The 22,459-nt window shown below is 66.6% G+C and carries 20 protein-coding genes and 1 pseudogene; 11 read left to right on the top strand and 10 right to left on the bottom strand.

Features of this window, described 5'->3' with window-relative positions:
- Window positions 1-46: 46 nt before the first annotated feature.
- Window positions 47-403 (bottom strand): annotated as a pseudogene (locus QMG72_RS13035) (FAD-binding oxidoreductase); the annotation flags it as partial.
- Window positions 404-636: 233 nt separating this feature from the next.
- On the opposite strand from QMG72_RS13035, the gene QMG72_RS13030 reads away from it, so the two are divergent.
- The 4 genes from QMG72_RS13030 to QMG72_RS13015 all read left to right on the top strand — a co-directional run bounded on the left by QMG72_RS13030 (window position 637) and on the right by QMG72_RS13015 (window position 3,834).
- Window positions 637-1,047 carry a TOBE domain-containing protein gene (locus QMG72_RS13030; RefSeq protein ID WP_226775327.1) on the top strand — a complete coding sequence of 137 codons (411 nt, stop codon included), beginning with the start codon at window positions 637-639 and terminating at the stop codon, window positions 1,045-1,047.
- Window positions 1,044-1,865 (top strand): molybdate ABC transporter substrate-binding protein, encoded by an 822-nt coding sequence (gene modA, locus QMG72_RS13025; protein WP_283480733.1) that lies wholly within the window; start codon window positions 1,044-1,046, stop codon window positions 1,863-1,865. The genes QMG72_RS13030 and modA overlap by 4 nt, the downstream gene beginning before the upstream one ends.
- 95 nt (window positions 1,866-1,960) lie before the next feature.
- Window positions 1,961-2,749 carry an ABC transporter permease gene (locus QMG72_RS13020; RefSeq protein ID WP_283480732.1) on the top strand — a complete coding sequence of 263 codons (789 nt, stop codon included), beginning with the start codon at window positions 1,961-1,963 and terminating at the stop codon, window positions 2,747-2,749.
- Window positions 2,746-3,834, top strand: coding sequence for a sulfate/molybdate ABC transporter ATP-binding protein (locus tag QMG72_RS13015; protein WP_283480730.1), 1,089 nt, complete (start codon window positions 2,746-2,748; stop codon window positions 3,832-3,834). Before QMG72_RS13020 ends, QMG72_RS13015 begins: the two co-directional genes overlap by 4 nt.
- Before the next feature lie 39 nt (window positions 3,835-3,873).
- On the opposite strand, the gene QMG72_RS13010 is transcribed toward QMG72_RS13015, so the two are convergent.
- Window positions 3,874-4,365: a carboxymuconolactone decarboxylase family protein gene (locus tag QMG72_RS13010; RefSeq protein ID WP_283480729.1), complete on the bottom strand. Its 492-nt coding sequence runs from the start codon at window positions 4,363-4,365 to the stop codon at window positions 3,874-3,876.
- 505 nt (window positions 4,366-4,870) lie between these two features.
- On the opposite strand from QMG72_RS13010, the gene betT reads away from it, so the two are divergent.
- The 4 genes from betT (at window position 4,871) to clpB (ending at window position 13,319) form a co-directional block, all read left to right on the top strand.
- A complete protein-coding gene (gene betT, locus QMG72_RS13005) occupies window positions 4,871-7,030 on the top strand; it encodes a choline BCCT transporter BetT (protein ID WP_226775332.1) in 2,160 nt (719 codons plus the stop codon).
- The gene (locus QMG72_RS13000) at window positions 7,027-8,514 is read left to right on the top strand and encodes an aldehyde dehydrogenase family protein (protein ID WP_282358863.1); all 1,488 of its coding nucleotides are present in this window, start codon (window positions 7,027-7,029) and stop codon (window positions 8,512-8,514) included. The genes betT and QMG72_RS13000 overlap by 4 nt, the downstream gene beginning before the upstream one ends.
- A gap of 3 nt (window positions 8,515-8,517) precedes the next feature.
- Window positions 8,518-10,095 (top strand): GMC family oxidoreductase, encoded by a 1,578-nt coding sequence (locus QMG72_RS12995; RefSeq protein WP_283480728.1) that lies wholly within the window; start codon window positions 8,518-8,520, stop codon window positions 10,093-10,095.
- A gap of 554 nt (window positions 10,096-10,649) precedes the next feature.
- Window positions 10,650-13,319, top strand: coding sequence for an ATP-dependent chaperone ClpB (gene clpB, locus QMG72_RS12990; protein WP_283480726.1), 2,670 nt, complete (start codon window positions 10,650-10,652; stop codon window positions 13,317-13,319).
- Window positions 13,320-13,426: 107 nt separating this feature from the next.
- Here clpB and QMG72_RS12985 read toward each other — a convergent pair whose 3' ends face one another.
- Window positions 13,427-14,353: a septum formation family protein gene (locus QMG72_RS12985; protein ID WP_283480724.1), complete on the bottom strand. Its 927-nt coding sequence runs from the start codon at window positions 14,351-14,353 to the stop codon at window positions 13,427-13,429.
- Between the two features lie 291 nt (window positions 14,354-14,644).
- Here QMG72_RS12985 and QMG72_RS12980 point away from each other — a divergent pair, with 291 nt between their 5' ends.
- Window positions 14,645-14,878: a DUF3073 domain-containing protein gene (locus QMG72_RS12980; RefSeq protein ID WP_226775337.1), complete on the top strand. Its 234-nt coding sequence runs from the start codon at window positions 14,645-14,647 to the stop codon at window positions 14,876-14,878.
- Between the two features lie 126 nt (window positions 14,879-15,004).
- Window positions 15,005-15,787, top strand: a complete 783-nt coding sequence (locus tag QMG72_RS12975) for a VOC family protein (protein WP_283480721.1) — start codon at window positions 15,005-15,007, stop codon at window positions 15,785-15,787.
- Window positions 15,788-15,846: 59 nt separating this feature from the next.
- On the opposite strand, the gene purM is transcribed toward QMG72_RS12975, so the two are convergent.
- From purM to QMG72_RS12940, 7 genes are all read right to left on the bottom strand, one after another.
- Window positions 15,847-17,019 (bottom strand): phosphoribosylformylglycinamidine cyclo-ligase, encoded by a 1,173-nt coding sequence (gene purM, locus QMG72_RS12970; protein ID WP_253031903.1) that lies wholly within the window; start codon window positions 17,017-17,019, stop codon window positions 15,847-15,849.
- A complete protein-coding gene (gene purF, locus QMG72_RS12965; protein ID WP_226775340.1) occupies window positions 17,016-18,710 on the bottom strand; it encodes an amidophosphoribosyltransferase in 1,695 nt (564 codons plus the stop codon). Before purF ends, purM begins: the two co-directional genes overlap by 4 nt.
- Before the next feature lie 65 nt (window positions 18,711-18,775).
- On the bottom strand, window positions 18,776-19,108 hold the full coding sequence (locus QMG72_RS12960) for a hypothetical protein (RefSeq protein WP_226775341.1): 333 nt from the start codon (window positions 19,106-19,108) through the stop codon (window positions 18,776-18,778).
- A gap of 75 nt (window positions 19,109-19,183) precedes the next feature.
- Window positions 19,184-19,618 (bottom strand): DUF6855 family protein, encoded by a 435-nt coding sequence (locus tag QMG72_RS12955; RefSeq protein ID WP_226775342.1) that lies wholly within the window; start codon window positions 19,616-19,618, stop codon window positions 19,184-19,186.
- A gap of 80 nt (window positions 19,619-19,698) precedes the next feature.
- The gene (bcp, locus tag QMG72_RS12950) at window positions 19,699-20,178 is read right to left on the bottom strand and encodes a thioredoxin-dependent thiol peroxidase (protein ID WP_226775343.1); all 480 of its coding nucleotides are present in this window, start codon (window positions 20,176-20,178) and stop codon (window positions 19,699-19,701) included.
- Between the two features lie 177 nt (window positions 20,179-20,355).
- Complete coding sequence (locus QMG72_RS12945; protein WP_226775344.1) at window positions 20,356-20,517, bottom strand: glycine zipper domain-containing protein; 162 nt, start codon at window positions 20,515-20,517, stop codon at window positions 20,356-20,358.
- 31 nt (window positions 20,518-20,548) lie between these two features.
- Window positions 20,549-21,454, bottom strand: coding sequence for a helix-turn-helix transcriptional regulator (locus QMG72_RS12940; protein ID WP_226775345.1), 906 nt, complete (start codon window positions 21,452-21,454; stop codon window positions 20,549-20,551).
- A 150-nt stretch (window positions 21,455-21,604) separates the two neighbouring features.
- Here QMG72_RS12940 and QMG72_RS12935 point away from each other — a divergent pair, with 150 nt between their 5' ends.
- Window positions 21,605-22,453 (top strand): aldo/keto reductase, encoded by an 849-nt coding sequence (locus QMG72_RS12935; RefSeq protein WP_283480720.1) that lies wholly within the window; start codon window positions 21,605-21,607, stop codon window positions 22,451-22,453.
- Window positions 22,454-22,459: the final 6 nt, after the last annotated feature.

Here is a 22,459-nt window from a genome sequence, read left to right as displayed (position 1 = left end):
CGGCGGCTGCCACGAGATTGACGGAAAGCAGGTTGTCGCAGGCGAAGCCGTAGGAGCGCTCGAGCCACCCCGAACCGCCGCCCAGCGTGAATCCCGCGACGCCGGTGGTGGAAGCCCGCCCGCCGGTGCAGGCGAGGCTGTGTTCCTGCGTGGCCCGGTCGAACTCTCCCCACGTCACGCCGGCTCCCACCGTCACCGTCTTGTTGTCCGGGTCCACCGAGATTGACCTCATCGGCCGGACGTCGACTACCAAGCCGTCGTCATTGGTTGACATACCGGCAACGGAATGCCCGCCAGCGCGGACGGCAACGGCCAGGCTGTTGTCCTTGGCGTACTGCAGAGCCTCGGCCACCTCGCCCGGGTCCGCACATTGGGCGATGACGGCCGGGCGCCGATCGATCATCGCGTTGAAAAGTTTGCGTGTTTCGTCGTAGTCCGGGTTCTCCGGCCTGACCCATTTCATGGCGCTGCTCCTTGGACGACCGAGGCTCCACCCCTCGCAAAGATTTTAGGCCCAACAACAGCGCCCAAGCTATGGGGCCCGGCTTCGGAGAACCTGCCGGATGTCATTCTGGGTTTTCGATTTTGCGCCCAAATACCAACTTCAGATCCGCAAACGCGGGATAGAGTAGCCCTATGCCTAATATTCGCGTTTCCGAAGCGGCCCGGCTGCTGGGTGTCAGCGATGACACCATCCGGCGCTGGACCGAAAACGGAAGCCTGACCCCGCACAAGGACGACGCCGGGCGCCACGCCGTGGACGGGCTGGAACTCGCGCGGCTCGCCCGGGAGCAGGCCCAGCTTCCCGATGACCCGGCCAGAGCGGGCAGTTCGGCCCGCAACCGCTTCGTTGGCCTCGTCACAGCTATCACCGCCGACACCGTTATGGCCCAGGTGGAACTGCAGTGCGGGCCGTTCCGCGTGGTTTCGCTGATGAGCAGCGAAGCTGTGCACGAACTGGGGCTGGAACTTGGCTCTGTCGCCACTGCCGTTGTCAAGGCCACCACGGTGATCCTGGAGACGCCGCGCGGTAAGGGCGCCGTATGAGGCGGGGCCCGACTCCGGGCCTGGCGGCACGGCGGACTGTTGTCCTGCGGTATGCCGTTGCGGTGATCACGGCCGGGGTGCTGGTGGCCGGCCTTTCGGGCTGCGCCGCTGCCGGGTCAGGGTCCGGCGGGGACGCGAACAGGACCCTGACCGTCTTCGCCGCGGCATCCCTGAAGCCAACATTTACCGAACTTGCTGCCGACTTCGAGGCCAGCCATCCCGGCACCGCCGTCAGGCTCAGCTTCGCCGGTTCGTCCGACCTCGCCACCCAGATCAGCCAGGGTGCGCCAGCGGATGTTTTTGCCTCCGCGGACACCCCTAACATGGCCAAACTTGCCGACGCATCGCTTCTGGCCGGGGCTTCCCGGAACTTCGCCAGCAACATCCTCACCATCGCGGTGCCGCCGTCGAATCCGGCGGCCGTCGAATCCTTGGAGGATCTCGCCCGGCCCGGCGTGAAGCTGGTCACCTGCGCCGCCCAGGTTCCGTGCGGCGCCGCCGCGAAGACGGTTGAAAGGGTTGCCGGCGTGGCGCTGCGGCCGGTCAGCGAGGAATCGTCCGTCACCGATGTGCTGGGCAAGGTCAGCTCGGGCCAGGCTGACGCCGGGCTGGTGTACGTTACCGACGTCAGGGCGGTGGCGGGTAAGGTGCAGGGCATCGATTTTGCCGCCGCCCGGGAAGCGGTCAATACCTATCCGGTAGCTACCGTTGCTGCGAGTCGGAACCAGGAACTGGCGGCCGAATTCATTGCCCTTGTGACCGGCGTCGAGGGCCAAAAGGTCCTCGCCGACGCCGGCTTCGGGGCCCCGCAGCCGTGATGACCCGCCCCACCAGCCCTGCCGGTGCCGGCCCTGCCGGTGCCCGGCCTGCAGGCCGCGCACGCGCAGTGCGGCAGCCGTCCGGCTTCAGCGGGATGCCCGCATGGATTTTCGCCGCCGCGGCGGCGGGTGCCCTGTTGGTGCTCTTGCCCCTCGCGGCCATGGCTGCCCGGGTTAACTGGGCTCAGTTCATCCCCTTGGTTACCTCCGAGGCATCGCTGACGGCGCTGGGGTTGAGCCTGCGGACCGCGGCCGCGAGCACTGTCCTGTGCATTGTCTTCGGTGTCCCGCTGGCGCTGGTCCTGGCGCGTGGCGATTTTCCCGGCCAGCGCCTGCTCCGCGCCTTTGTGCTGCTGCCGTTGGTGCTCCCGCCGGTGGTAGGCGGGATTGCGCTGCTCTACACCTTCGGCCGCCAGGGTCTTTTGGGAAGGATCCTGGAGCTCGCCGGGATCCAGATCGCCTTTTCCACTGCGGCCGTGATTCTGGCCCAGACGTTTGTGGCGCTGCCCTTCCTGGTAGTCAGCCTGGAAGGTGCACTGCGCAGCGCCGGAACCAGGTACGAGGCGGTCGCTGCCACCCTGGGCGCCAGCCCCGGTACCGTGCTGCGCCGCGTCACCATGCCGCTGGTGCTGCCCGGACTTGCCTCCGGAGCGGTGCTGTCCTTCGCCCGAAGTCTGGGCGAGTTCGGTGCCACCCTGACGTTCGCCGGCAGCCTGCAGGGCGTCACCCGCACCCTGCCGCTGGAAATCTACCTGCAGCGGGAAACCGACGCCGACGCCGCCGTGGCCCTGTCCATGGTCCTCGTTGCGGTGGCCGTGATCGTCGTCGGGCTCTCCTACCGGCGTCCCCGCGCCGCCCAGACTCCGGCGGGGACTCCACGGTGACCTTCCGGCTTGAGGCAACGGTGGCTGCCCGGGATTTCAAGGTCTCGCTCAGCGTTGGGGCAGGGGAAACTGTGGCGATCCTCGGTCCCAACGGCGCCGGTAAATCCACGCTGCTGGCCGTGATCGCCGGCCTGCTCCGCCCGGATACTGGCAGCGCCTCCCTCGGCGGGCAGCAACTTTTTGACCTCGACGCCAAGACCTCCGTCTGGACGGCACCGCACCGCCGGGGGACCGCCCTGCTGGCGCAGGACGCCCTGCTGTTTCCGCACTTGAGTGCCCTGGACAACGTCGCCTTCGGCCCCCGCAGTGCAGGCGCTTCGCCGCGGCAGGCCAGAAGAACGGCGCGGCACTGGCTGCAGGAGGTGGGGGCTGCCGAGCTCGCCGACCGTCGCCCCGGGCAGCTCTCTGGCGGGCAGGCCCAACGGGTCGCCGTAGCCAGGGCGCTGGCGGCCGGGCCGGAGCTGCTGTTGATGGACGAACCGATGGCGGCCCTGGATATTCACGCCGCGCCACTGCTGCGGCGGCTCCTCAAGCGTGTGCTGGCCGGGCGCCGGGCCATCATCGTCACCCACGACGTCCTGGACGCCCTGATCCTCGCGGACCGCGTGATCGTCCTGGAGGACGGCAGGGTCAGCGAGGACGGGCCCACCCGCGCGGTGCTCCAGCGTCCGCGCAGCAGCTTCGCGGCCGGCCTCAGCGGGCTGAACCTGCTCGCCGGCACGATCACGGCGGCGGGCCTGCGGACGCCCGAGGGACTGGAAATCGCAGGCCAACATGATGACGCCGAAGACGGCGGGACTGACGACGCCGGCCGTGTCGGTGGCCGCGGCGCCGGCAGCGCCGGGGTGGCTGCATTCGCCCCGTCGGCAGTTTCGGTCTTTCCGGAGCTACCGCACGGCAGCCCGCGAAACGCGTTTCCGGTGGTGGTCACGGAACTCGAACCGCACGGGGACCAGATCCGGGTCCGTGCCGGCGGGCTCGCCGCGGACATCACCCCGGCGGCCTCGGCGGACCTGGGCCTGGTCCCGGGGGCCGTGGCCTACTTTGTGGTCAAGGCGGCCGCCGTCGCGATTTACCCGGTCTAACCGCGGCCGCGCCGGACGCGGCGGCTTAGCCGCGGCACGCTAGTTGGATGCGGGCCTCACCGGGTGGCCGCTGACGATGGAGACGCGGTTGAAGGCATTCATCGTGATCGCGAGCCAGCTGACGGCGGCGAATTCATCGTCGGACAGGTGTTTCCGGGCCGCTGCGCCGGCCTGCTCACGGGTCCCGGCGTCGGAAATGTTCGTAATGGTTTCGGCGAGGGCCAGGGCGGCGCGTTCTTTGTCGTTGAAGATCCCGGTATCGCGCCACGCCGGAAGGACGGCGATGCGTTGCGAGGATTCGCCATTGGCCAAGGCATCCCGGACGTGCAGGTCGAGGCAATAAGCGCAGCCATTGATCTGAGAGACGCGGACGTTGAGCAACTCAATGAGTCCGCGCTCCAGTCCAGCCGCCTCGGCCGACTCCTTGGCCTTGAGCCCGAGTCCGTTGAGCGCGCGCCAGGCGGCCGGATCGGCCTTGTCCAGGAACAGCCGGCGGTGGGTGTCGTGCGGGCCTTGCGCGTTCTCATCCATGGTTCACAGGATACCGACGGCGGACGGCGAAGCACGAAGCGTGACAGATTTGTCATATTCGTGACAGAATCGTTGATGGAGTGAAGTGCGGCGCCGCGGCCGGTTCCTTGGGGGAGCCGGCCGCGTCCGCAGCAGCCCCGCCGCCGTCATCTGCGCGATTGGCCGCCACCGCGACAGCGGACGCACAGCGCGACGGTGGCGCCCCCTGGCTCACGTTCACCGGTCTCGTCCGCCGCCCCGCCCGGAGCCGCTGCCCGGCCGCCTTGCCCGCGGGGAGCTCAGAATTCGCCGATGGGATACTGTGCTATGAGACAGTGACCGGGCTCACTTGTTTGGGGGAGAGTGTTGGTGACTTGATAGCGTCGAAAGCCGCGCACAACTCGAAAAGACACCCAGCCGGACGCACGCCGTCCGGGTCTCGCACGCCAGCAAGGCCCCGCCGGTACCAGTAACAGCTGCGGAATCTGCGTCCGCACCGCAGCGTGAAAACTGAAATGGGCCCCCAATGAGCCAGCCAGCACCGCCGAGTACGGACTTGTCCGGGACTCCTGAAAATCCTCCGCCCGGCGCCGCCAGCGCCACCCCTCCGGAACGCCGGACCCGGGTCAACAAAACAGTATTTTTTGGTTCCGCCATTGGCGTTCTTGCCATTGCACTCTGGGCCATCCTTGCCAAGGACAACGCCGAAGCCGTGATCGGCTCGTTGGTCGGGTGGGTATCGACCAATATGGGGTGGTACTACTTCCTGATCGTCACCGCCGCTGTGGTGTTTGTTGTGATCATCGCAATGTCCAAGGTGGGCAAAACCAAGTTGGGGCCTGATCATTCCAAGCCCCAGTTCGGAATGTTTACCTGGGCCGCGATGCTCTTTGCCGCCGGGATCGGTATCGACCTGATGTTTTTCTCGGTCTCCGAGCCGGTCAGCCAGTACCTTGCACCGCCAACGGGTGAAGGCAGTACCGCTGATGCCGCCCGACAGGCCCTGGTCTGGACCTTGTTCCACTACGGCATCACCGGCTGGGCCCTCTACGCACTAATGGGTTTGGCGCTGGGCTACTTTGCCTACCGGCACAACCTCCCGCTGAGCATCCGGTCAGCCCTGTACCCGATCTTCGGAAAGAAGATCGAGGGTCCCATCGGCCATGCAGTGGACATCGCAGCGCTGTTGGGTACGATCTTCGGCATCGCGACCTCGCTGGGGATCGGCGTGGTCCAGCTCAACTACGGCCTCACCTTTATGTTCGGTGTCCCGGAAAACCTCGGCGTCCAGATCGGCCTGATAGCCCTGTCCGTGGTGATGGCGACGGTATCCGTGGTTTCCGGTGTGGAGAAGGGCATCCGACGGATGTCAGAGCTGAACGTGATCCTCGCCGTCGGCCTGATGCTCTTTGTGCTGGTCACCGGCAAAACGAGTTTCCTGATGGACGGCATCGTGCAGAACATCGGCGACGTGATCAGCCGTTTCCCGGGCATGACCCTGGATACCTTCGCCTACGACCGCCCCACGGACTGGCTGAACGCCTGGACCTTGTTCTTCTGGGCCTGGTGGATCGCCTGGGCGCCGTTTGTGGGACTCTTCCTCGCCCGGATCTCGCGCGGGCGCACGATCCGCCAGTTCGTGGTGGGCACCATGACCGTGCCGTTCCTGTTTATTCTGCTGTGGATCTCCATCTTCGGAAACTCCAGCCTGGACCTCATCATGGGCGGTAATGCCGCGTTCGGCGAGATCGCGATGAACAACCCGGAACGGGGCTTCTACAGCCTGCTCGCCGAATTCCCGGCAGTGCCTATCAGCGCGGCGGTGGCCACCTTCACCGGGCTGCTCTTCTATGTGACTTCCGCGGACTCCGGCGCACTGGTGATGTCCAACTTCACCTCACACCTCAAGGACGCCGACTCCGACGGTCCCAAGTGGATGCGCGTCTTCTGGGCAGTTGTCACCGGCCTGCTGACCCTGGCCATGCTGATGGTCGGAGGTGTGACCACGTTGCAGAACGCCACCATCATTATGGGACTGCCACTGTCGCTGCTGCTGGTGTTCATTATGCTGGGGCTGTTCAAGGCCCTGCGTGTGGAAGCATCCCTGACGGACAGTTTCCGGGCCAGCCTGCCCGGCATGATTGCCGGCCGGGCCGGCGTCGAACACCGCGACGGTCTGAACTGGCGCCAGCGGCTGACCCGGGCCATGAGCTACCCGGGACGACGGCAGGCCAACCGCTTCGTGGAGACAGTGGCCCTCCCGGCCCTGCGCGAAGTCAGTGCCGAGCTTGTCTCCCAGGGTGCCGGGGCCGAGGTCTCCGTGACGGAGGTCGACACGATCAGGATCAACAGTGTGGACCTGGCGGTTGCTATGGGCGACGAGCGGGCCTTCAAGTACCAGGTCTACCCGGTGCAGTACGAGACGCCGTCCTACGCCACCCGCAGCACCGGCTCCGGCGACCACTACTACCGGATGGAAGTCTTTGCCCTGGAAGGCAGCCACGGGTACGACCTGATGGGTTACACCAAGGAGCAGGTCATCACCGATGTGCTGGACCACTACGAGCAACATCTGCAGTTCCTCCATTCAAACCGTGCCGAGCCCGGCAATACGGTCCTGATCGAGGAACACGCAGCAAAAGATAATTGGGAAGCCGATTTCGAACCCCAGGAGGAAAACAAATGAGCGCGGAAACGCTATTCATCGACGGTACGTGGACGGCAGCAGCCGACGGTGACACCCGGGAGATCCGGTGCCCGGCGGACGGCGAAGTCGTCGGCGTTGTGTCCGAAGCTGCTGCTGCGGACGCGGTCCGGGCGATCGCGTCCGCGCGGAAGTCGTTCGACGGCGGCGAATGGGCTGGTACCTCGGCGCTGGAGCGCGGGTCGTTCCTGCTCCGTGTCGCCGCCCGGCTGCGTGAGCGGAAGGCAGAATTTGCCCGCGCCGAAACACTGGACACCGGCAAACGCCTGGTGGAAAGTGAAATCGACATCGACGACATCGCCAACTGCTTCGAATACTTCGGCAAGCTCTCCGGGCAGGACTCCGGCCGGGTAGTCGACGCCGGCACCAGCTCGGTGATCAGCCGGATCGAGTACGAGCCGGTGGGTGTGTGCGCCTTGATCGCTCCGTGGAACTACCCGCTCCTGCAGGCAGCGTGGAAGATTGCGCCAGCGCTGGCCGCCGGTTGCAGCTTCATCCTCAAGCCGAGCGAACTAACGCCGCACACCGCCATTCTGATGGTGGACGTCCTGGACGAACTGGGACTCCCAAACGGTGTCGCGAACCTGGTCCTTGGAGCGGGCGGCGTCGTCGGACCGGTCCTGACCGGAAGCCCGGATGTGGACATGGTCTCCTTTACCGGCGGTTTGGAAACAGGCAAGACCATTGCTGCTTCGGCGGCCGCGACGGTAAAAAAGGTAGCGCTCGAACTCGGCGGCAAGAACCCGAACATTATTTTTGCCGACGCCGATTTCGACGCAGCGCTGGACAACGCCCTGAACGCCGCTTTTGTGCATTCCGGCCAGGTCTGCTCTGCCGGTGCCCGCCTGATCGTTGAAGAATCGATCGCGGAGCGCTTTGTGGATGAACTCGTTCGCCGTGCCGGCCAGATCCGCCTCGGCGGACCCTTCGACCCCGAGGCTGAAACCGGGGCGCTGATCTCCGCTGCCCACCGGGACAAAGTCACCGCCTACGTGGACAAGGGCATCGCCGAAGGCGCACGGCTGCGGTGCGGCGGAAAGTGGGGCGAGGGCGACCTTGCCAAGGGTTTCTACTACCTGCCCACCATTTTGGACCAGGTTACCAGCGGGATGTCGGTGCTGCGCGATGAGGCTTTTGGCCCGGTCGTCACCGTGGAGACGTTCAGCAGCGAAGCCGAGGCCATCAGGCTTGGCAACGACACCGACTACGGACTCGCCGGCGCGGTCTGGTCCCAGGATGCCGGAAAAAGCCAGCGGGTGGCACGCAAGCTGAGGCATGGCACCATCTGGATCAACGACTTCCACCCCTACCTGCCGCAGGCGGAGTGGGGCGGCTTCGGCCAGTCCGGCGTGGGCCGCGAGCTTGGCCCCACCGGCCTGGCGGAGTACCAAGAGTCCAAACATGTCTATCACAACACCGATCCGCAGGTCACCGGCTGGTTCGCTGACCACAACGGGGGGAAGTAGCACATGACGGATCTGAACAACACCGAATTCGACTACCTTGTGATCGGCGGCGGCTCCGCCGGGGCCGCCGTGGCATCGCGCCTCAGCGAGGACCCCGCGGTGCAGGTTGCCCTCGTGGAAGCCGGGCCGGATGACCGCGGCAACGACGTGATCCTCCGGCTGGACCGTTGGATGGAACTGCTGGAATCCGGCTACGACTGGGACTACCCCATCGAGGAGCAGGAAAACGGCAACTCCTTTATGCGCCACGCCCGCGCCAAGGTCATGGGCGGCTGTTCCAGCCACAACTCCTGCATCGCATTCTGGGCGCCCCGGGAGGACATTGACGAGTGGGAGCAGAAATTCGGCGCCGCCGGCTGGAACGCCGAGATGGCGTACCGGCTCTACAAAAAGCTCGAAACCAACGAGGATGCCGGAGCTGAAGGTCAGCACCACGGCGACAGCGGCCCGGTGCACCTGATGAACGTCCCGCCCTCGGACCCCAGCGGCAAGGCACTGCTGGCGGCCTGCGAAAAGTCTGGTCTTCCTCAGGTGCGGTTCAACTCCGGCGAAACAGTCATCAACGGGGCGAACTTCTTCCAGATCAACCGGCAAGCCGACGGCACCCGCGCATCGTCGTCGGTGTCGTATATCCACCCGATCATGGATCGTAAAAACTTCACGCTGCTGACCGACCTCCGGGCCCGCAAATTGAACTTCGACGCCGATAACCGGTGCACCGGCGTCGACGTGGTGGATAACAGTTTCGGCAAGACCCAAACGCTGACGGCGCACGCGGAAGTGATCCTCTCCGCGGGGGCGATTGACTCCCCGAAGCTCCTGATGCTCTCCGGGATCGGGCCGGCCGCGCAGTTGGAAGAATTCGGCATCGAGGTCCGCGTGGATTCCCCCGGCGTCGGCGAGCACCTGCAGGACCACCCGGAAGGTGTCATCCAGTGGGAAGCCAAGCAGCCCATGCCGGAGACGTCCACCCAGTGGTGGGAAATCGGGATCTTCGCCGCCACGGAGGAAGGGCTGGACCGCCCGGACCTGATGTTCCACTACGGCTCCGTACCGTTCGACATGCACACCCTGCGCCAGGGATTCCCGACGACGGAAAACGGCTTTTGCCTGACACCTAACGTCACCCATGCACGGTCCCGCGGCACCGTTAAGCTGCGCAGCAGCGACTACCGGGACAAGCCGAGGGTGGATCCGCGTTACTTCACCGACCCGCACGACATGCGGGTGATGGTAGCCGGAATCCGCAAGGCCCGCGAGATTGTGGCGCTCCCGGAAATGGCGGAGTGGGCCGGCCGGGAGCTCTACCCTGGCGAAGCGATCCAGAGCGACGCGGAGATCACCGATTACATCCGCAAAACACACAACACCGTCTACCACCCGGCGGGCACGGTCCGGATGGGTGCCGTGGACGATGTCCTCTCGCCGCTGGATCCGGAGCTTCGGGTCAAAGGCGTCACCGGCCTGCGGGTGGCCGATGCCTCGGTGATGCCGGAACTGACCACGGTGAACCCCAACATCACCACCATGATGATCGGGGAGCGTTGCGCCGAGCTGGTCAAGGAAGCGCGGCTCGCCTAGATCCCGCTGCGGGGGCGTCCTGTTCGCGCTGCCGGACCACGACGCCGGTCCGGCGGCGGCGCGAACAGGGCCGCGGCAAGCGCCGCGCCCGCGCGCATCATTGAGGTGAGCTAGACCCGTTGGGGGACATGTCCACTCCTCTGGCCAGCCTGTGGGCATGTTGCATTATGTCCATGGGTGCGGCGGTAGGTGGGACATGTCCACTCCCGCGTGCCCATTCCGTGGGACATGTCCACACTTGGGTTGCGGAATGAACTTTACTCCGCGACCTGGGTCAGGCCCGTACCCGTGCGCCAGTGGACATGCCCGATCTCCGCGTCCGATCCCCGGGGGGCATGTCCAGCCCCGGGCCCGGAGGGGGGGCATATTGGGAACATGTCCATTGGTGCGGCGCTGGAAAGGGCATGTCCCAAGGGGGTGCGCCGCTCCGGGGGGACTCTGGCCCTAGACAGCAGTTTCGCCGTCGGCAAACATGGAGCCAAAGGGACTGCGCACAAAGTTGAGCGGAGTAGACTCAACTTTAATATCAGCATTTTTCCCGGAAGGAGCTCTCTTTGGACGCGAAATTCACCACCAAGAGCCAGGAGGCTCTTGCGGCAGCCGCCATGAACGCCTCGACGGCGGGCAATCCCCAGCTCGAACCCGCCCACCTGCTGAAGGCGCTGATGGACCAGCGCGAGGGCGTCGCTGTTGCACTCCTGCGCGCAACGGGCACGGACCCGGATTCGGTCAGTGTCCAGGCCAGCTCCGCCATCAAAGCGCTGCCGTCCACCTCCGGCGGTTCGGTGCAGCAGCCGCAGTTGTCCCGCACCGCGCTGCAGGCAATCAAGAACGCCCAGAACGAGGCCGAGCGGCTGGGCGACTCCTTTGTCTCCACCGAACACCTCCTGCTGGGGCTCGCCTCCGGAAGTGACGCCGTCGGCAAGCTGATGCGCGACGCCGGCGCCTCGCACGAGGCCCTGCTCGCCGCATTGCCGGGTGTCCGCGGCGACCGGAAGGTGGACAGCGCCGACCCCGAAAACACCTTCCAGGCGCTGGAGAAGTACGGTACCGACCTTACGGCGATTGCCCGCTCCGGCAAGCTGGACCCTGTCATTGGCCGCGACGCAGAGATCCGGCGCATCATCCAGGTGCTGAGCCGCCGGACCAAAAACAACCCGGTCATCATCGGCGAGCCCGGCGTCGGCAAGACCGCCGTCGTCGAAGGCCTCGCCCAGCGGATCGTCGCCGGCGACGTCCCCGAAAGCCTGCGCGGCAAGACCCTGATCGCCCTGGACCTCGCCTCGATGGTGGCCGGCGCCAAGTACCGCGGCGAATTCGAGGAACGGCTCAAAGCGGTCCTGGAGGAGATCAAGGGATCCGACGGCCAGATCGTCACGTTCATTGACGAGATCCACACCGTGGTGGGCGCCGGCGCCTCCGGGGATAGCTCCATGGACGCCGGGAACATGCTCAAGCCCATGCTCGCGCGGGGTGAGCTCCGGCTGATCGGCGCGACCACGCTGGACGAGTACCGCGAAAACATCGAAAAGGACCCCGCGCTGGAACGCCGCTTCCAGCAGGTCTTCGTCGGGGAGCCCAGTGTGGAGGACACCATCGGCATCCTGCGCGGACTCAAGGAACGCTACGAAGCCCACCACAAGGTCGCCATCGCCGACTCCGCCCTCGTCGCTGCTGCCACGCTCTCCAACCGCTACATCTCCGGGCGGCAGCTGCCGGACAAGGCGATCGACCTCGTGGACGAGGCCGCGTCCCGGCTGCGGATGGAAATCGATTCCGCCCCGGAGGAGATCGACCAGCTGCGACGGTCGGTGGACCGCCTGACCATGGAGGAGTTGGCCCTGGCCAAGGAGACTGATCCCGCGTCCGTGGAGCGGCTTGCCGCCATCCGGGCGGACATGGCTGACAAAAAGGAAATGCTCGCCGGGCTCAACGCCCGCTGGGAGGCGGAGAAGGCGGGCCTGAACCGGGTCGGCGATCTTAAGGCCAGGATTGACGAACTGCGCTCCGCGGCCGAAAAGTACCAGCGCGAAGGCGACCTCGAAGCCGCTTCCCGGATCCTTTATGGTGAACTTCCCGCCCTGGAGCGTGAACTCAACGAAGCTGCCGAGGCCGAGTCGGCCCGGGTGGCCGGCGGTGGTGCCAAGCATGACCTTATGGTTGCCGAAGAGGTGACCGCCGATGACATCGCCGAGGTCATCTCCGCTTGGACGGGCATCCCGGCCGGACGTATGTTGCAGGGCGAGAGCCAGAAACTGCTGGACATGGAGCACGTCCTGGGCGAGCGGCTGATTGGCCAGGCCAAGGCCGTCACCGCGGTCTCCGACGCCGTCCGCCGCGCCCGCGCGGGGATCAGCGACCCGAACAGGCCCACCGGTTCCTTCCTGTTCCTGGGCCCCACCGGCGTCGGCAAGACCGAGCTGGCAAAAGCCCTGGCCGACTTCCTCTTCGACGACGAACGCGCCATGGTGCGGATCGACATGTCCGAATACTCGGAGAAGCATTCCGTCGCGCGCCTCGTCGGAGCGCCTCCCGGCTACGTTGGCTACGAGGAGGGCGGACAGCTGACCGAGGCCGTCCGCCGCCGGCCCTACTCGGTGCTCCTGCTCGATGAGGTGGAGAAGGCCCACCCGGAAGTGTTCGACATCCTGCTGCAGGTGCTCGACGACGGCCGCCTCACCGACGGCCAGGGGCGCACCGTGGACTTCCGGAACGTGATCCTGGTGCTGACCTCCAACCTGGGCAGCCAGTTCCTGGTGGACCCCACCCTGGACGCGAACGCCAAGCGCGAGGCCGTGATGGCCACCGTGCACGCCTCCTTCAAGCCCGAGTTCCTGAACCGGCTCGACGAGGTGGTGCTGTTCGATCCGCTCAGCGTCGAGGAGCTGTCCCGGATCGTGGAACTGCAGGTCAAGGAACTCGGCGAACGGCTCAAGGGCCGCCGCCTCAACCTGGAAGTGACCGAAGGCGCCAGGGCCTGGCTCGCCGTCACCGGCTTCGACCCGGCCTATGGTGCCCGCCCCCTTCGCCGCCTGGTGCAGCGCGAAATCGGCGACCGGCTCGCCAAAGCCATCCTGGCCGGCGAGATCACGGACGGTGACACCGTTCTGGTGGATACCGCCCCGGACCTGACCCAGCTCACCACGGGCGGTGCCGAAGCGTCGGACCGGCCCGACGGCGGCGCCGCCACCGGCCACGGTCTCTCCGTCCGCCGGAAAGAATAGCGCCCCGACGCCTCTAGCGCGGCCGTAAGCACCAACTGCCAGCCGGACCTTTCTCCGGCTGGCAGTTGGTGCTTACGGCCAAAAAATCCCGGCGGACCGGGGTGCCGCTAGGGAATCAGCGATTCCATGATGGTGTTCCCGGACTCTATGGCCACGTAGCAGTCCACACGACGGTCGCCTTTGTCCCAGCTAGTGGAGCTCGGGTACGCGAGCCTGTAACCGAGCAGATAGTCGGACTCCTTCGGCGCCAGCGATGCGGTTTTGCAGGTATCCAGGGCCTTTTGCTTGAGCGCGTCCCGTCCCGGGTAGGAGTCCGCGTCAGCGTAGCGCGCGACGGCGACCAGCTGGGCGGAGTGGCCGGAGCTGCACTCGACGACCGTTGACGTCTGAGCTTCCGGGTCGAAATCCTTGAAGCAGTCTCCAAGCTGGAAATCCAACGGGCCTACACCCTCCAGCGGGAGCGGCCCACGGCTTGCCGGCGCCGACGGGGCGCTGGCAGCGGGCGAGGCATCCGCAGCGGGCTGCTGGGTGCCGCCGCCCAACGACGTCAGCCACCAGATCAGCGCGCCCGCAAGGACGACTGCGGCCGCGGCTGCGCCGATCCTGGCGGGACGCTGCCGGCGAACCCACCCGCCAAGCCGCCTGGCGTTCTTCGCGGCGGCCTTCCCTGCCCCTGCGAGGGTTGTGCCGGCTGTTCCCGCGGCTTCCCCGGCCCCTCGAGGCGCACCCGCGCCGGCTTCCCCGGCCCCTCGAGGCGCACCCGCGCCGGCTTCCCCGGCCCCTCGAGGCGCACCCGCGCCGGCTTCCCCGGCACCTCGAGGCGCGCCCGCGCCGGCTTCCCCGGCGTCGGGCCGGTTGACCGGCGGAACGGACGGGCGGACGGGGGGCGGGAGCGGCGCCGCTGGCGGCACGACCGGTGTGCCGGAGGTAGGCGGCGACGAGGGCCTCGGGGGGACCGGCCGCTCGCCGGATCCACCGGCCGGGCGAACCCCGGGTGTGCCGGCGTCCCCGGGCCTTTCGTTCTCTTCGGTCACTGAGAATTCACCACTTTCGTGCGTTTTTGCCGGGGCCGGACGTCCGGCGGAGGGGACCGTTTCCGGGAGCCCACAACGGAACTCTATCTAAGATGTTGGCCCGGCTGCATGCCGCCGGGTGACCGATAGGGGTGGCGGCGCACGCCACACTGTCCACGGCTGTTGCCGCGGGGAGCAGTTACCGCTGAAAGCATGTAATCTAGGTGTACGACAAATTGACCAAACATTCCGGGGCCTCACTAACGCCAATGGTGACCACCTCCGGTCCGAGTACAAAAAGGGGGTCACGCCATGGGGCGCGGCCGTCAAAAGGCAAAAGCTACCAAGCAGGCTCGGGACATCAAGTACTACTCCCCGAACACTGACTACACGGCCCTTCAGCGTGAGCTCAAGAGCTCTGAAGTTCGTGCACCGAGTCGATTCTCGGCTGAGCCAGTGGAGCCGGACTATTCGGCCTACGTGGATAAGTACGCGGACGATGTGGAAGAGGACGACGACGAGGTAGATTCCCGTCGGATAGGTTAGTCGAAACTTCCTTCCGGCATGCTCCTCCGATTGCGGATTGCCGACCACACGATTTCAGGCCCGCCGGCCGCCCCCAGTACGGGAGCGACCGGCGGGTTTTCTGCACTCTGTTCCGGAAGGAATATTATGACCACCCATACTGAGTACACCGACGGCGAGATCTGCCGGACGGACCTGCAGAGCAGCGACGTTGAGTCTGCCAAGGCGTTCTACGCCGCGGTCTTCGGCTGGCACTACAACGATCTGCCGGCCCCGGACGGGAGAAGCTGCCACCAGGCCTTCCTGGGCGATGACCTGGTGGCAGTGCTAGCGCCGCAGAATCCGCAGCAGCGGAGCGCCGGGGTGCCGGGGCAGTGGAACGTGCACTTTGCGTCTTCCGACGCCGGTGACCTCGCTGCCGGGCTGGTCGACGCCGGCGGACGCCTTGAGTTTGGGCCGGAGCCGGTGGGCGGCACCGGAGTGTTGGTCCTTTTCGCCCCGCCCGGAGGCGGCACCACCGGTGCCTGGCAAGCCGGAAGCCACATCGGCGCTGCCCTTAGCGGGGAGCCCGGTTCCCTGGCCTGGGCCGAACTGCTGACGCCCGAGCCGCAGACCGCCGTCGGGTTCTTCCAACAGCTGTTTGGGCACGACGTGACGGAGTATCCGCAAGACGACGGCGGCAGATACACCACACTGATGGTCAACGGCGCGGAAGTGGCCGGGGTCGCCGGGGTCCCGGCGGACGCCGTGGGTACGCTCAAGCCGGGGTGGCAGGTGTACTTCGGCGTGTCCAGCGTCGCGGAAGCCGTTGCGGCGGCCGTCGCGGCCGGCGGCACGGTCCTGATCGAACCGGACGAGGTCGAGGAAGCCGGCACCATCGCCACCCTCGCGGATCCGCAGGGCGGCGTTTTCAGCGTCCTGGAGGTTTAAAAAGCACGGGTGCTCCCGTACCGCCGGTTACCCGGCGGTGCGGGAGCACCCGGAGCGGCTTATGCGTAAGCGTTGACCAGCCGGACGGCGCCGCCGTCGACGCCCTTGGCGCCCTGTACGTAGTCCGGGCCGGTTTTGATGACCGAGTCCGAGTTTTCCTCGACGGTGCCCATCACCCAGGACGGCAGGCCTCGTTCGTTGAGGCGGTTCACTGCGGCGTCGGCCGCCTCCGGTGAGACGATCGCCACCATTCCCACACCAAGGTTCAGCGTACGCTCCAGGTCGGCCAGCGGGACGTTGCCCAGTTCGGCGACCAGCCGGAAGATGGCCGGGAGCTGCCAGGTGGAGCGGTCCACTGTGGCCAGCAGCCCCTGCGGCAGCACGCGGGCCAGATTGGCTGCAAGGCCGCCGCCGGTGACATGGCTGAAGCCGTGCACGGCTGCGCCGGCGGCCGAGCCGTTCACCGGGAAGGTGCGGGCCAGGTCCAGGCAGTCGGCGGCGTAGACGCGGGTCGGTTCAAGAAGTTCCTCGCCCAGGGTACGGCTGAATTCGGAGACATGGCGGTCCAGCGCCCAGCCGGCGTGGTTGATGACGCGCCGCACCAGGGAGTAGCCGTTCGAGTGCAGCCCGGAGGAGGCCATGCCGATCACGACGTCGCCGGCGCGGACGCGGTCCGGGCCCAGGAGGTCGGCGGCTTCAACAACACCTGTGGCGGCACCGGCGACGTCGTACTCGTGCTCCCCCAGCAGCCCGGGGTGCTCTGCGGTTTCGCCGCCCACCAGGGCGGTGCCGGCAACGGAGCAGGCGGCGGCGATGCCCCGGACGATGTCGGCAATCCGCTCCGGGACCACCTTGCCGCAGGCGATGTAGTCGGTCATGTACAACGGCTCGGCACCCACCACCACGATGTCATCAACGACCATACCAACCAGGTCGAAGCCGATGGTGTCGTGGATGTCCATGGCCTGCGCGATCGCAACCTTGGTGCCCACACCGTCCGTGGAGGTGGCCAGCAGCGGGCGCTTGTAGCTGAGCAGCTTCGAGACGTCGTACAGGCCGGCGAAGCCGCCGACGCCGCCAATCACCGAGGAGTTATGGGTCGCCTTGATGGCGCCCTTCATAAGTTCGACGGCGCGGTCGCCCGCTTCGACGTCGACGCCGGCGGAGGCGTAGGTGATGCCGACAGCATTTTGGGCGGCGTTCATCTCAGCGGCCGGGGAGGCGGAAGTCATACGGGCTCTTTCTTGTCGGCAGCAATGGAACGATCAATGCGATCGGCATCGGTGAGCAGTTCTTCGAATTCGGCGTCGGGGCCCGGATCGCAGCCGGTGGCCCCCGGTTTCCCGGCCGGATCCTCGTCCGGGGAAAATCCGGACCCGGCGTCGGTGGCAACCGCGGTGGGGCCGGTGGTGGCAGGCGCCGGGCCGGCAGGGGCGCCGGCGGCCGGAAGTCCCCCCAGGTCGGTGCGTTCGAGCAGGTTCTTGCCCAGCTTGTCGGCCCCCGGAAGTTCAATCGGGTACTTGCCAGTGAAGCAAGCGGTGCACAGGCGTTCGCGGGGCTGGCGGGTGGCGTCAATCATGCCGTCTTCGGAGATGTAGGCGAGCGAGTCGGCGCCGATGGCCTGGCAGATCTCCTCGATGGTGGCGCCGTTGGCGATCAACTCAGCCCGGGATGCGAAGTCGATGCCGTAGAAGCACGGCCACTGCACCGGAGGGGAGGAGATCTTGACGTGGACGGACGCGGCACCGGCTTCGCGGAGCATCCGGACGATGGCGCGTTGGGTGTTGCCGCGGACGATCGAGTCATCCACCACCACCACACGCTTGCCGCGGATCACGGATTCCAGGGCGTTGAGTTTGAGCCGGATGCCGAGCTGGCGGAGGGTCTGTGAGGGTTGGATGAAGGTCCGGCCCACGTAGGCGTTCTTGACGAAGCCGTGTGCGAAGGGGATGCCGGATTCCTCGGCGTAGCCCACGGCAGCGGGGGTGCCGGACTCCGGCACCGGAATGACGATGTCCGCTTCCTGGGTGTTTTCGCGGGCCAGCTGACGGCCCATTTCCACGCGGGACTCATACACGGAACGGCCTGCAATTGAGGCGTCCGGCCGGGCGAGGTAGACGTACTCGAAAACGCAGCCGGCCGGCGTCGCCTCGGCGAAGCGCTCGGAGCGGACACCGGCTTCGTCAATAGCGATGAACTCGCCGGGCTCGATTTCGCGGATGAAACTGGCGCCGACGGTGGCGAGGGCCGACTGCTCGGAAGCGACCACCCAGCCGCGCTCCAGCCGGCCGAGGACCAGCGGGCGGATTCCATAGGTGTCGCGGGCCGCGTAGAGCGTGCCTTCATCCATAAAGACAAAGCAGAAACCGCCCTTGATCCTGGGCAGAAGCTCCATGGCGGTCTGTTCGAGCGACTTACCCTCTTCGCCCTCCAACAAGGCAGTGACGAGGGCCGTGTCGGAGGTGTTCCCCTGTTTCATTTCACCGGTGAGCTGGCCGGCGTTGCGGTCCGCGATCATGGCTTTGAGCTCGGCGGTGTTGGTCAGGTTGCCGTTGTGGGCCAGAGCCACGGTGCCGGTCGCGGTCGCGCCCAAGGTGGGCTGCGCGTTGGCCCAGTGGCTCGCGCCGGTCGTGGAATAGCGGCAGTGGCCGACGGCCAGGTGCCCGGTCAGGGTGTTGAGGGTGGTCTCGTCGAAGACCTGGGACACAAGCCCCATGTCCTTATAGACGCTGATCCGGTTGCCGTCACTGGTGGCTATGCCAGCCGACTCCTGACCGCGGTGCTGTAGCGCATACAGCCCGTAATAGGTGAGTTTTGCAACCTCTTCACCGGGCGCCCAGACCCCGAAGACGCCACATGCGTCTTGGGGGCCCTTTTCGCCAGAGAGAAGGTCATGAGAAAGTTTTCCATCGCCGCGTGCCACCGGTCGATTATCTCACGTTGTGCGCGAGGACGTTTGCGGGGTCCGGATTATGACCTGCGGCCCGTTCAGGGCCCCTGCGGATCCCCGGCGTCCGGAACGGATTCGACGACGGCGCGCTCGGCCCGGCGGACGCTGAGGCGGTCCAGGATGAGGGCCGCGACGCCGCCGGCAATAATGCCGCCCGCGCCGCAGAGAATCATAAAGAAACCAAACACCGCACTGGCGTCGTAGCTTTCATCCCCCGGGAGTCCGTAGGCGAGGAAGGCGGCCACGCCGAAGCCCAGAAGTCCGCCCAGGACCAGGAATGGCACATACTTGGGCGCCCGGCGGACAGTAACGCTGCGGCGCTCGGGGACGTGCTGTTCGCCTGCGGTGCCGGATTCTTCGGGGGTAGACATGCCGTTAAGCCTACTGCCCCGGCAGCCACTGCTACCGCCGATCCGGCTGCGCTGCCGAAACGCGGACGGGCCCGCCTAGGCTGGAATAGCCGGTCCCGAGGCGTCGGCGATGATGGCTCGGACGGAGTTATTACGCTTGTTATGTGTGAGCTCCACCAAGCCCAACGCTTCCAGCAAGGGCGGCAAGTACATGCCAAACCGGCCGCGGTATCCCTTCCGCAGCCCGTACCAGCCGCCCACCGGATTGTCCGGGCGCCGCCCCCAGGCCTCGACAGTTCCATCGGCTGCCGCTTTGTTCTCATCGGCGGCACCCAATGGCACCCAATCGACTTTCTCCATCAGCCACAGCGGTAGGTCTTCGAGGGCCCGGAGGTGATACTTCAGTGTGGTGGAGCCGACCTGGCAGACGAGCGCAGGGGGATCAGATTCCTCGTCGCGGTACATCGTGTACTCGGAGGTCCCCGGGGCTGTCTTGAGGACCCACGGATCCAGCTTGGTTCCAGTTGCCACTTGGTGTCCGCCTTCGGTTGGGCCGCTGTCCGGCGCTGTTTGGACTGAGCCTACCCAGTGCGCCCGGCCAACGCGAGAGCTTAGAGGCCCAGCTCGTCCCTCAGCGCAGCGACGTGGCCCTGCGCTTTGACCTGGTACTGCGCCAGCTTGACCTTGCCCTCGGGGTCCAGGACCACCGTGGAGCGGACGATCCCGTCGGTGACTTCGCCGCCGACCAGCTTCTCGCCCCAAGCGCCGTAGGCCAGCGCCACGGCGTGGTCTTCGTCGGCCAGCAGCGGGAAGGTCAGCGCGAAGTCGCCGGTGAAGTGCGCCAGCGCCTCGGGCGCGTCGGGGGAGATGCCGAGCACCTCATAGCCGGAACCCTGCAGGGACGCCAGGTTGTCACGGAAGTCGCAGGCCTCGGTGGTGCAGCCCGGCGTGGCGGCCTGCGGGTAGAAGTACACAATGACGTTCTTGCCGCGGTAGTCGGCCAGTGAGACGTGCTGTCCCGCAGCGTCCGGAAGGGTGAAGTCCGGGGCAGGGGTTCCGGGCTGGAGTTTGACAGTCAGCTGGGGGCTCATAAAGGGTCCTTCGGGTCTGCGGAGGTCTGCGGGTCCGTCTGTTGGCACTGCAGTCTTTCCCCCCACAACCACCGCGCTAGGTAGGGTATTCCGACTTTGCCAGTTGGCCAAGCGGACGGGCAGCGCGGAACCACCGGTTTCAAAGCCATCGGGCTTTTTCGCCGCGGAGGCCTCCAGCTACCTCTTGGTGGGGTCCTTTCGGGCAGCAAGGCCCACCAGCGCCCCGACGGCAACGCCGATCAACAGCCCGGTAAAGGGCTTGTCGGCGGTGGCAACTCCGATGGCAAAGCCAAGGGCCGCGCCGAGGAGCATGCCGATCCACAGGGATTCGTATTTCACAGCTTCAGGCTAGCAAGCGTCAGCAAGCGGGTCAGCCGGTGTTGGCGGCGCCGGATGCATCCCGGGTTTCCTGTGATCGCGGACTTTCCTCTGTTGCTGCTGACCCGGCGCCAAAGCTGCCGAGCAGCGCGAGCGAATCGGCGGAGGGCGATCCTGGTTTTGCTGAATAGAGCCGAAGCACCTGATCCGGGTCGTCGCGCAGGGAGAGGTCTTCGAAATTCAGTTCCAGGTCCCCGACGACGGGGTGGTGGAGCCGGACACTTCCCGCGGAGCCCCTGGCCACCCGGTGCCCGGCCCACCACTGGCGGAATTGCTCGCTGTGGACCGCGAGTTCGCCGACGAGCTGGTTGGCCTGGGCATCGTTGGGATGCCGGCCGACGTCCACACGCAGGGACCCGGCGGCCTCGGATGCGACCGCGGGCCAGTCCCGGAAAAGCTCGCGCGCGAGCGGATCAAGGATGATCCACCGGGTCAGGTTCCGCTCCGCCGCCGGCAGGGCAGGGAAGTCGGCGAGTAACAGGAAAGCCAGGGGGTTTCCGGCCAACACGTCGGTGCGGCGGCCCAGCACCAGGGCTGGAACATTGCCGACGGCGTCCAGGAGTTGGCGCAGTGCGGGCCGCACACCCTGGGCCGAAGCCGGCGGACGCTGGGTGTCCGCGCAGTTCTCGAGGAGGTCGATCATGTGCGCCTGCTCGCTCGGGTCCAGGCGCAGCGCCCGGGCCACGGAATCCAGCACGGCGCGGGACGGGTGGATGTTGCGGCCCTGCTCCAGCCGGGTGTAGTAGTCGGTGCTAACGTCAGCCAGCCGCGCGATCTCCTCGCGCCGCAGGCCGGGGACCCGCCTGCCGGCAGAGCCCGAGGCGAGCCCCGCGTTCTCCGGCGTCAGCCGTGACCGCATGGCTTTCAGGAATTTTCCAAACTCGGCGCTCTGACCCATGCGCTCCATTCTGCCGTGCCCGGCGCTTGGCTTTCTACGCCGAAGGTAGGACTCCCAGTCCTAGGAATCGCAGGGAGTGGAAAATCCGCTGACTTCACTTCGCTGCCTGCGTAGCATCGTGTGCAGGCCCATCCCCTAACGGAAGAAGTGATGATGACCCACGCACACGAAACCACCATTCCTACCGTGACGTTCAACAACGGCCTGCGCATCCCGCAGCTGGGCTTCGGCGTGTTCCAGGTTCCGCCCGCGGAAACCCAGCGCATTGTCGAGGATGCCCTGGCGGCCGGCTACCGACACATTGACACCGCCGCAGCGTACCGGAACGAGGCCGGCGTGGGTGCGGCGATCGCCGCGTCCGGTATTCCGCGCGAGGAAATCTTCATCACCACCAAGCTCCGTAACGGTGAGCAGGCCCAGGCCCGGGAAGCGTTTGAGAACAGCTGCAAGGCGCTCGCGGTGGACTATGTGGACCTCTACCTGATCCACTGGCCGGTGCCGTCCCAGGGGATGTTCACCGAGGCGTGGAAGGCGCTGGAGGAAATCCACGCCAGCGGCCGGAGCCGTGCCATCGGGGTCTCCAACTTCCTGGCCGACCACCTGGACACCCTCCTGTCGGCGTCGGACGTTGTCCCGGCCGTGAACCAGATCGAAATCCACCCCACCTTCCAGCAGCAGGAGCTGGCCGCCAAGAGCCGGGCGCTGGGCATTGCCGTGGAGGCGTACAGCCCGCTGGGTCAGGGCGCTGACCTGAATGCCGCCGCGGTGAAGTCCCTGGCCCACACGTACGGTGCCACCCCGGCCCAGATCGTGCTGTCCTGGCACCTCAGCCAGGGCACTATCGTCATCCCGAAATCGGCCGACTCAACCCGCATGCGGGAAAACCTCGGTGCCGTGGCCCTCCAACTCGACCCTGCCGAGCTGGCGGAAATCACGGCGCTGGAGTCCGGCGCCCGGGCCGGCGCAGATCCTGCCGAGGCCGCATTCAGCCAGATGTAGCCAGCC

The organism is Pseudarthrobacter sp. PH31-O2 (genome assembly GCF_030063265.1).
Taxonomy (GTDB): domain Bacteria; phylum Actinomycetota; class Actinomycetes; order Actinomycetales; family Micrococcaceae; genus Arthrobacter.
This window is presented reverse-complemented; position numbering and strand designations above follow the sequence as displayed.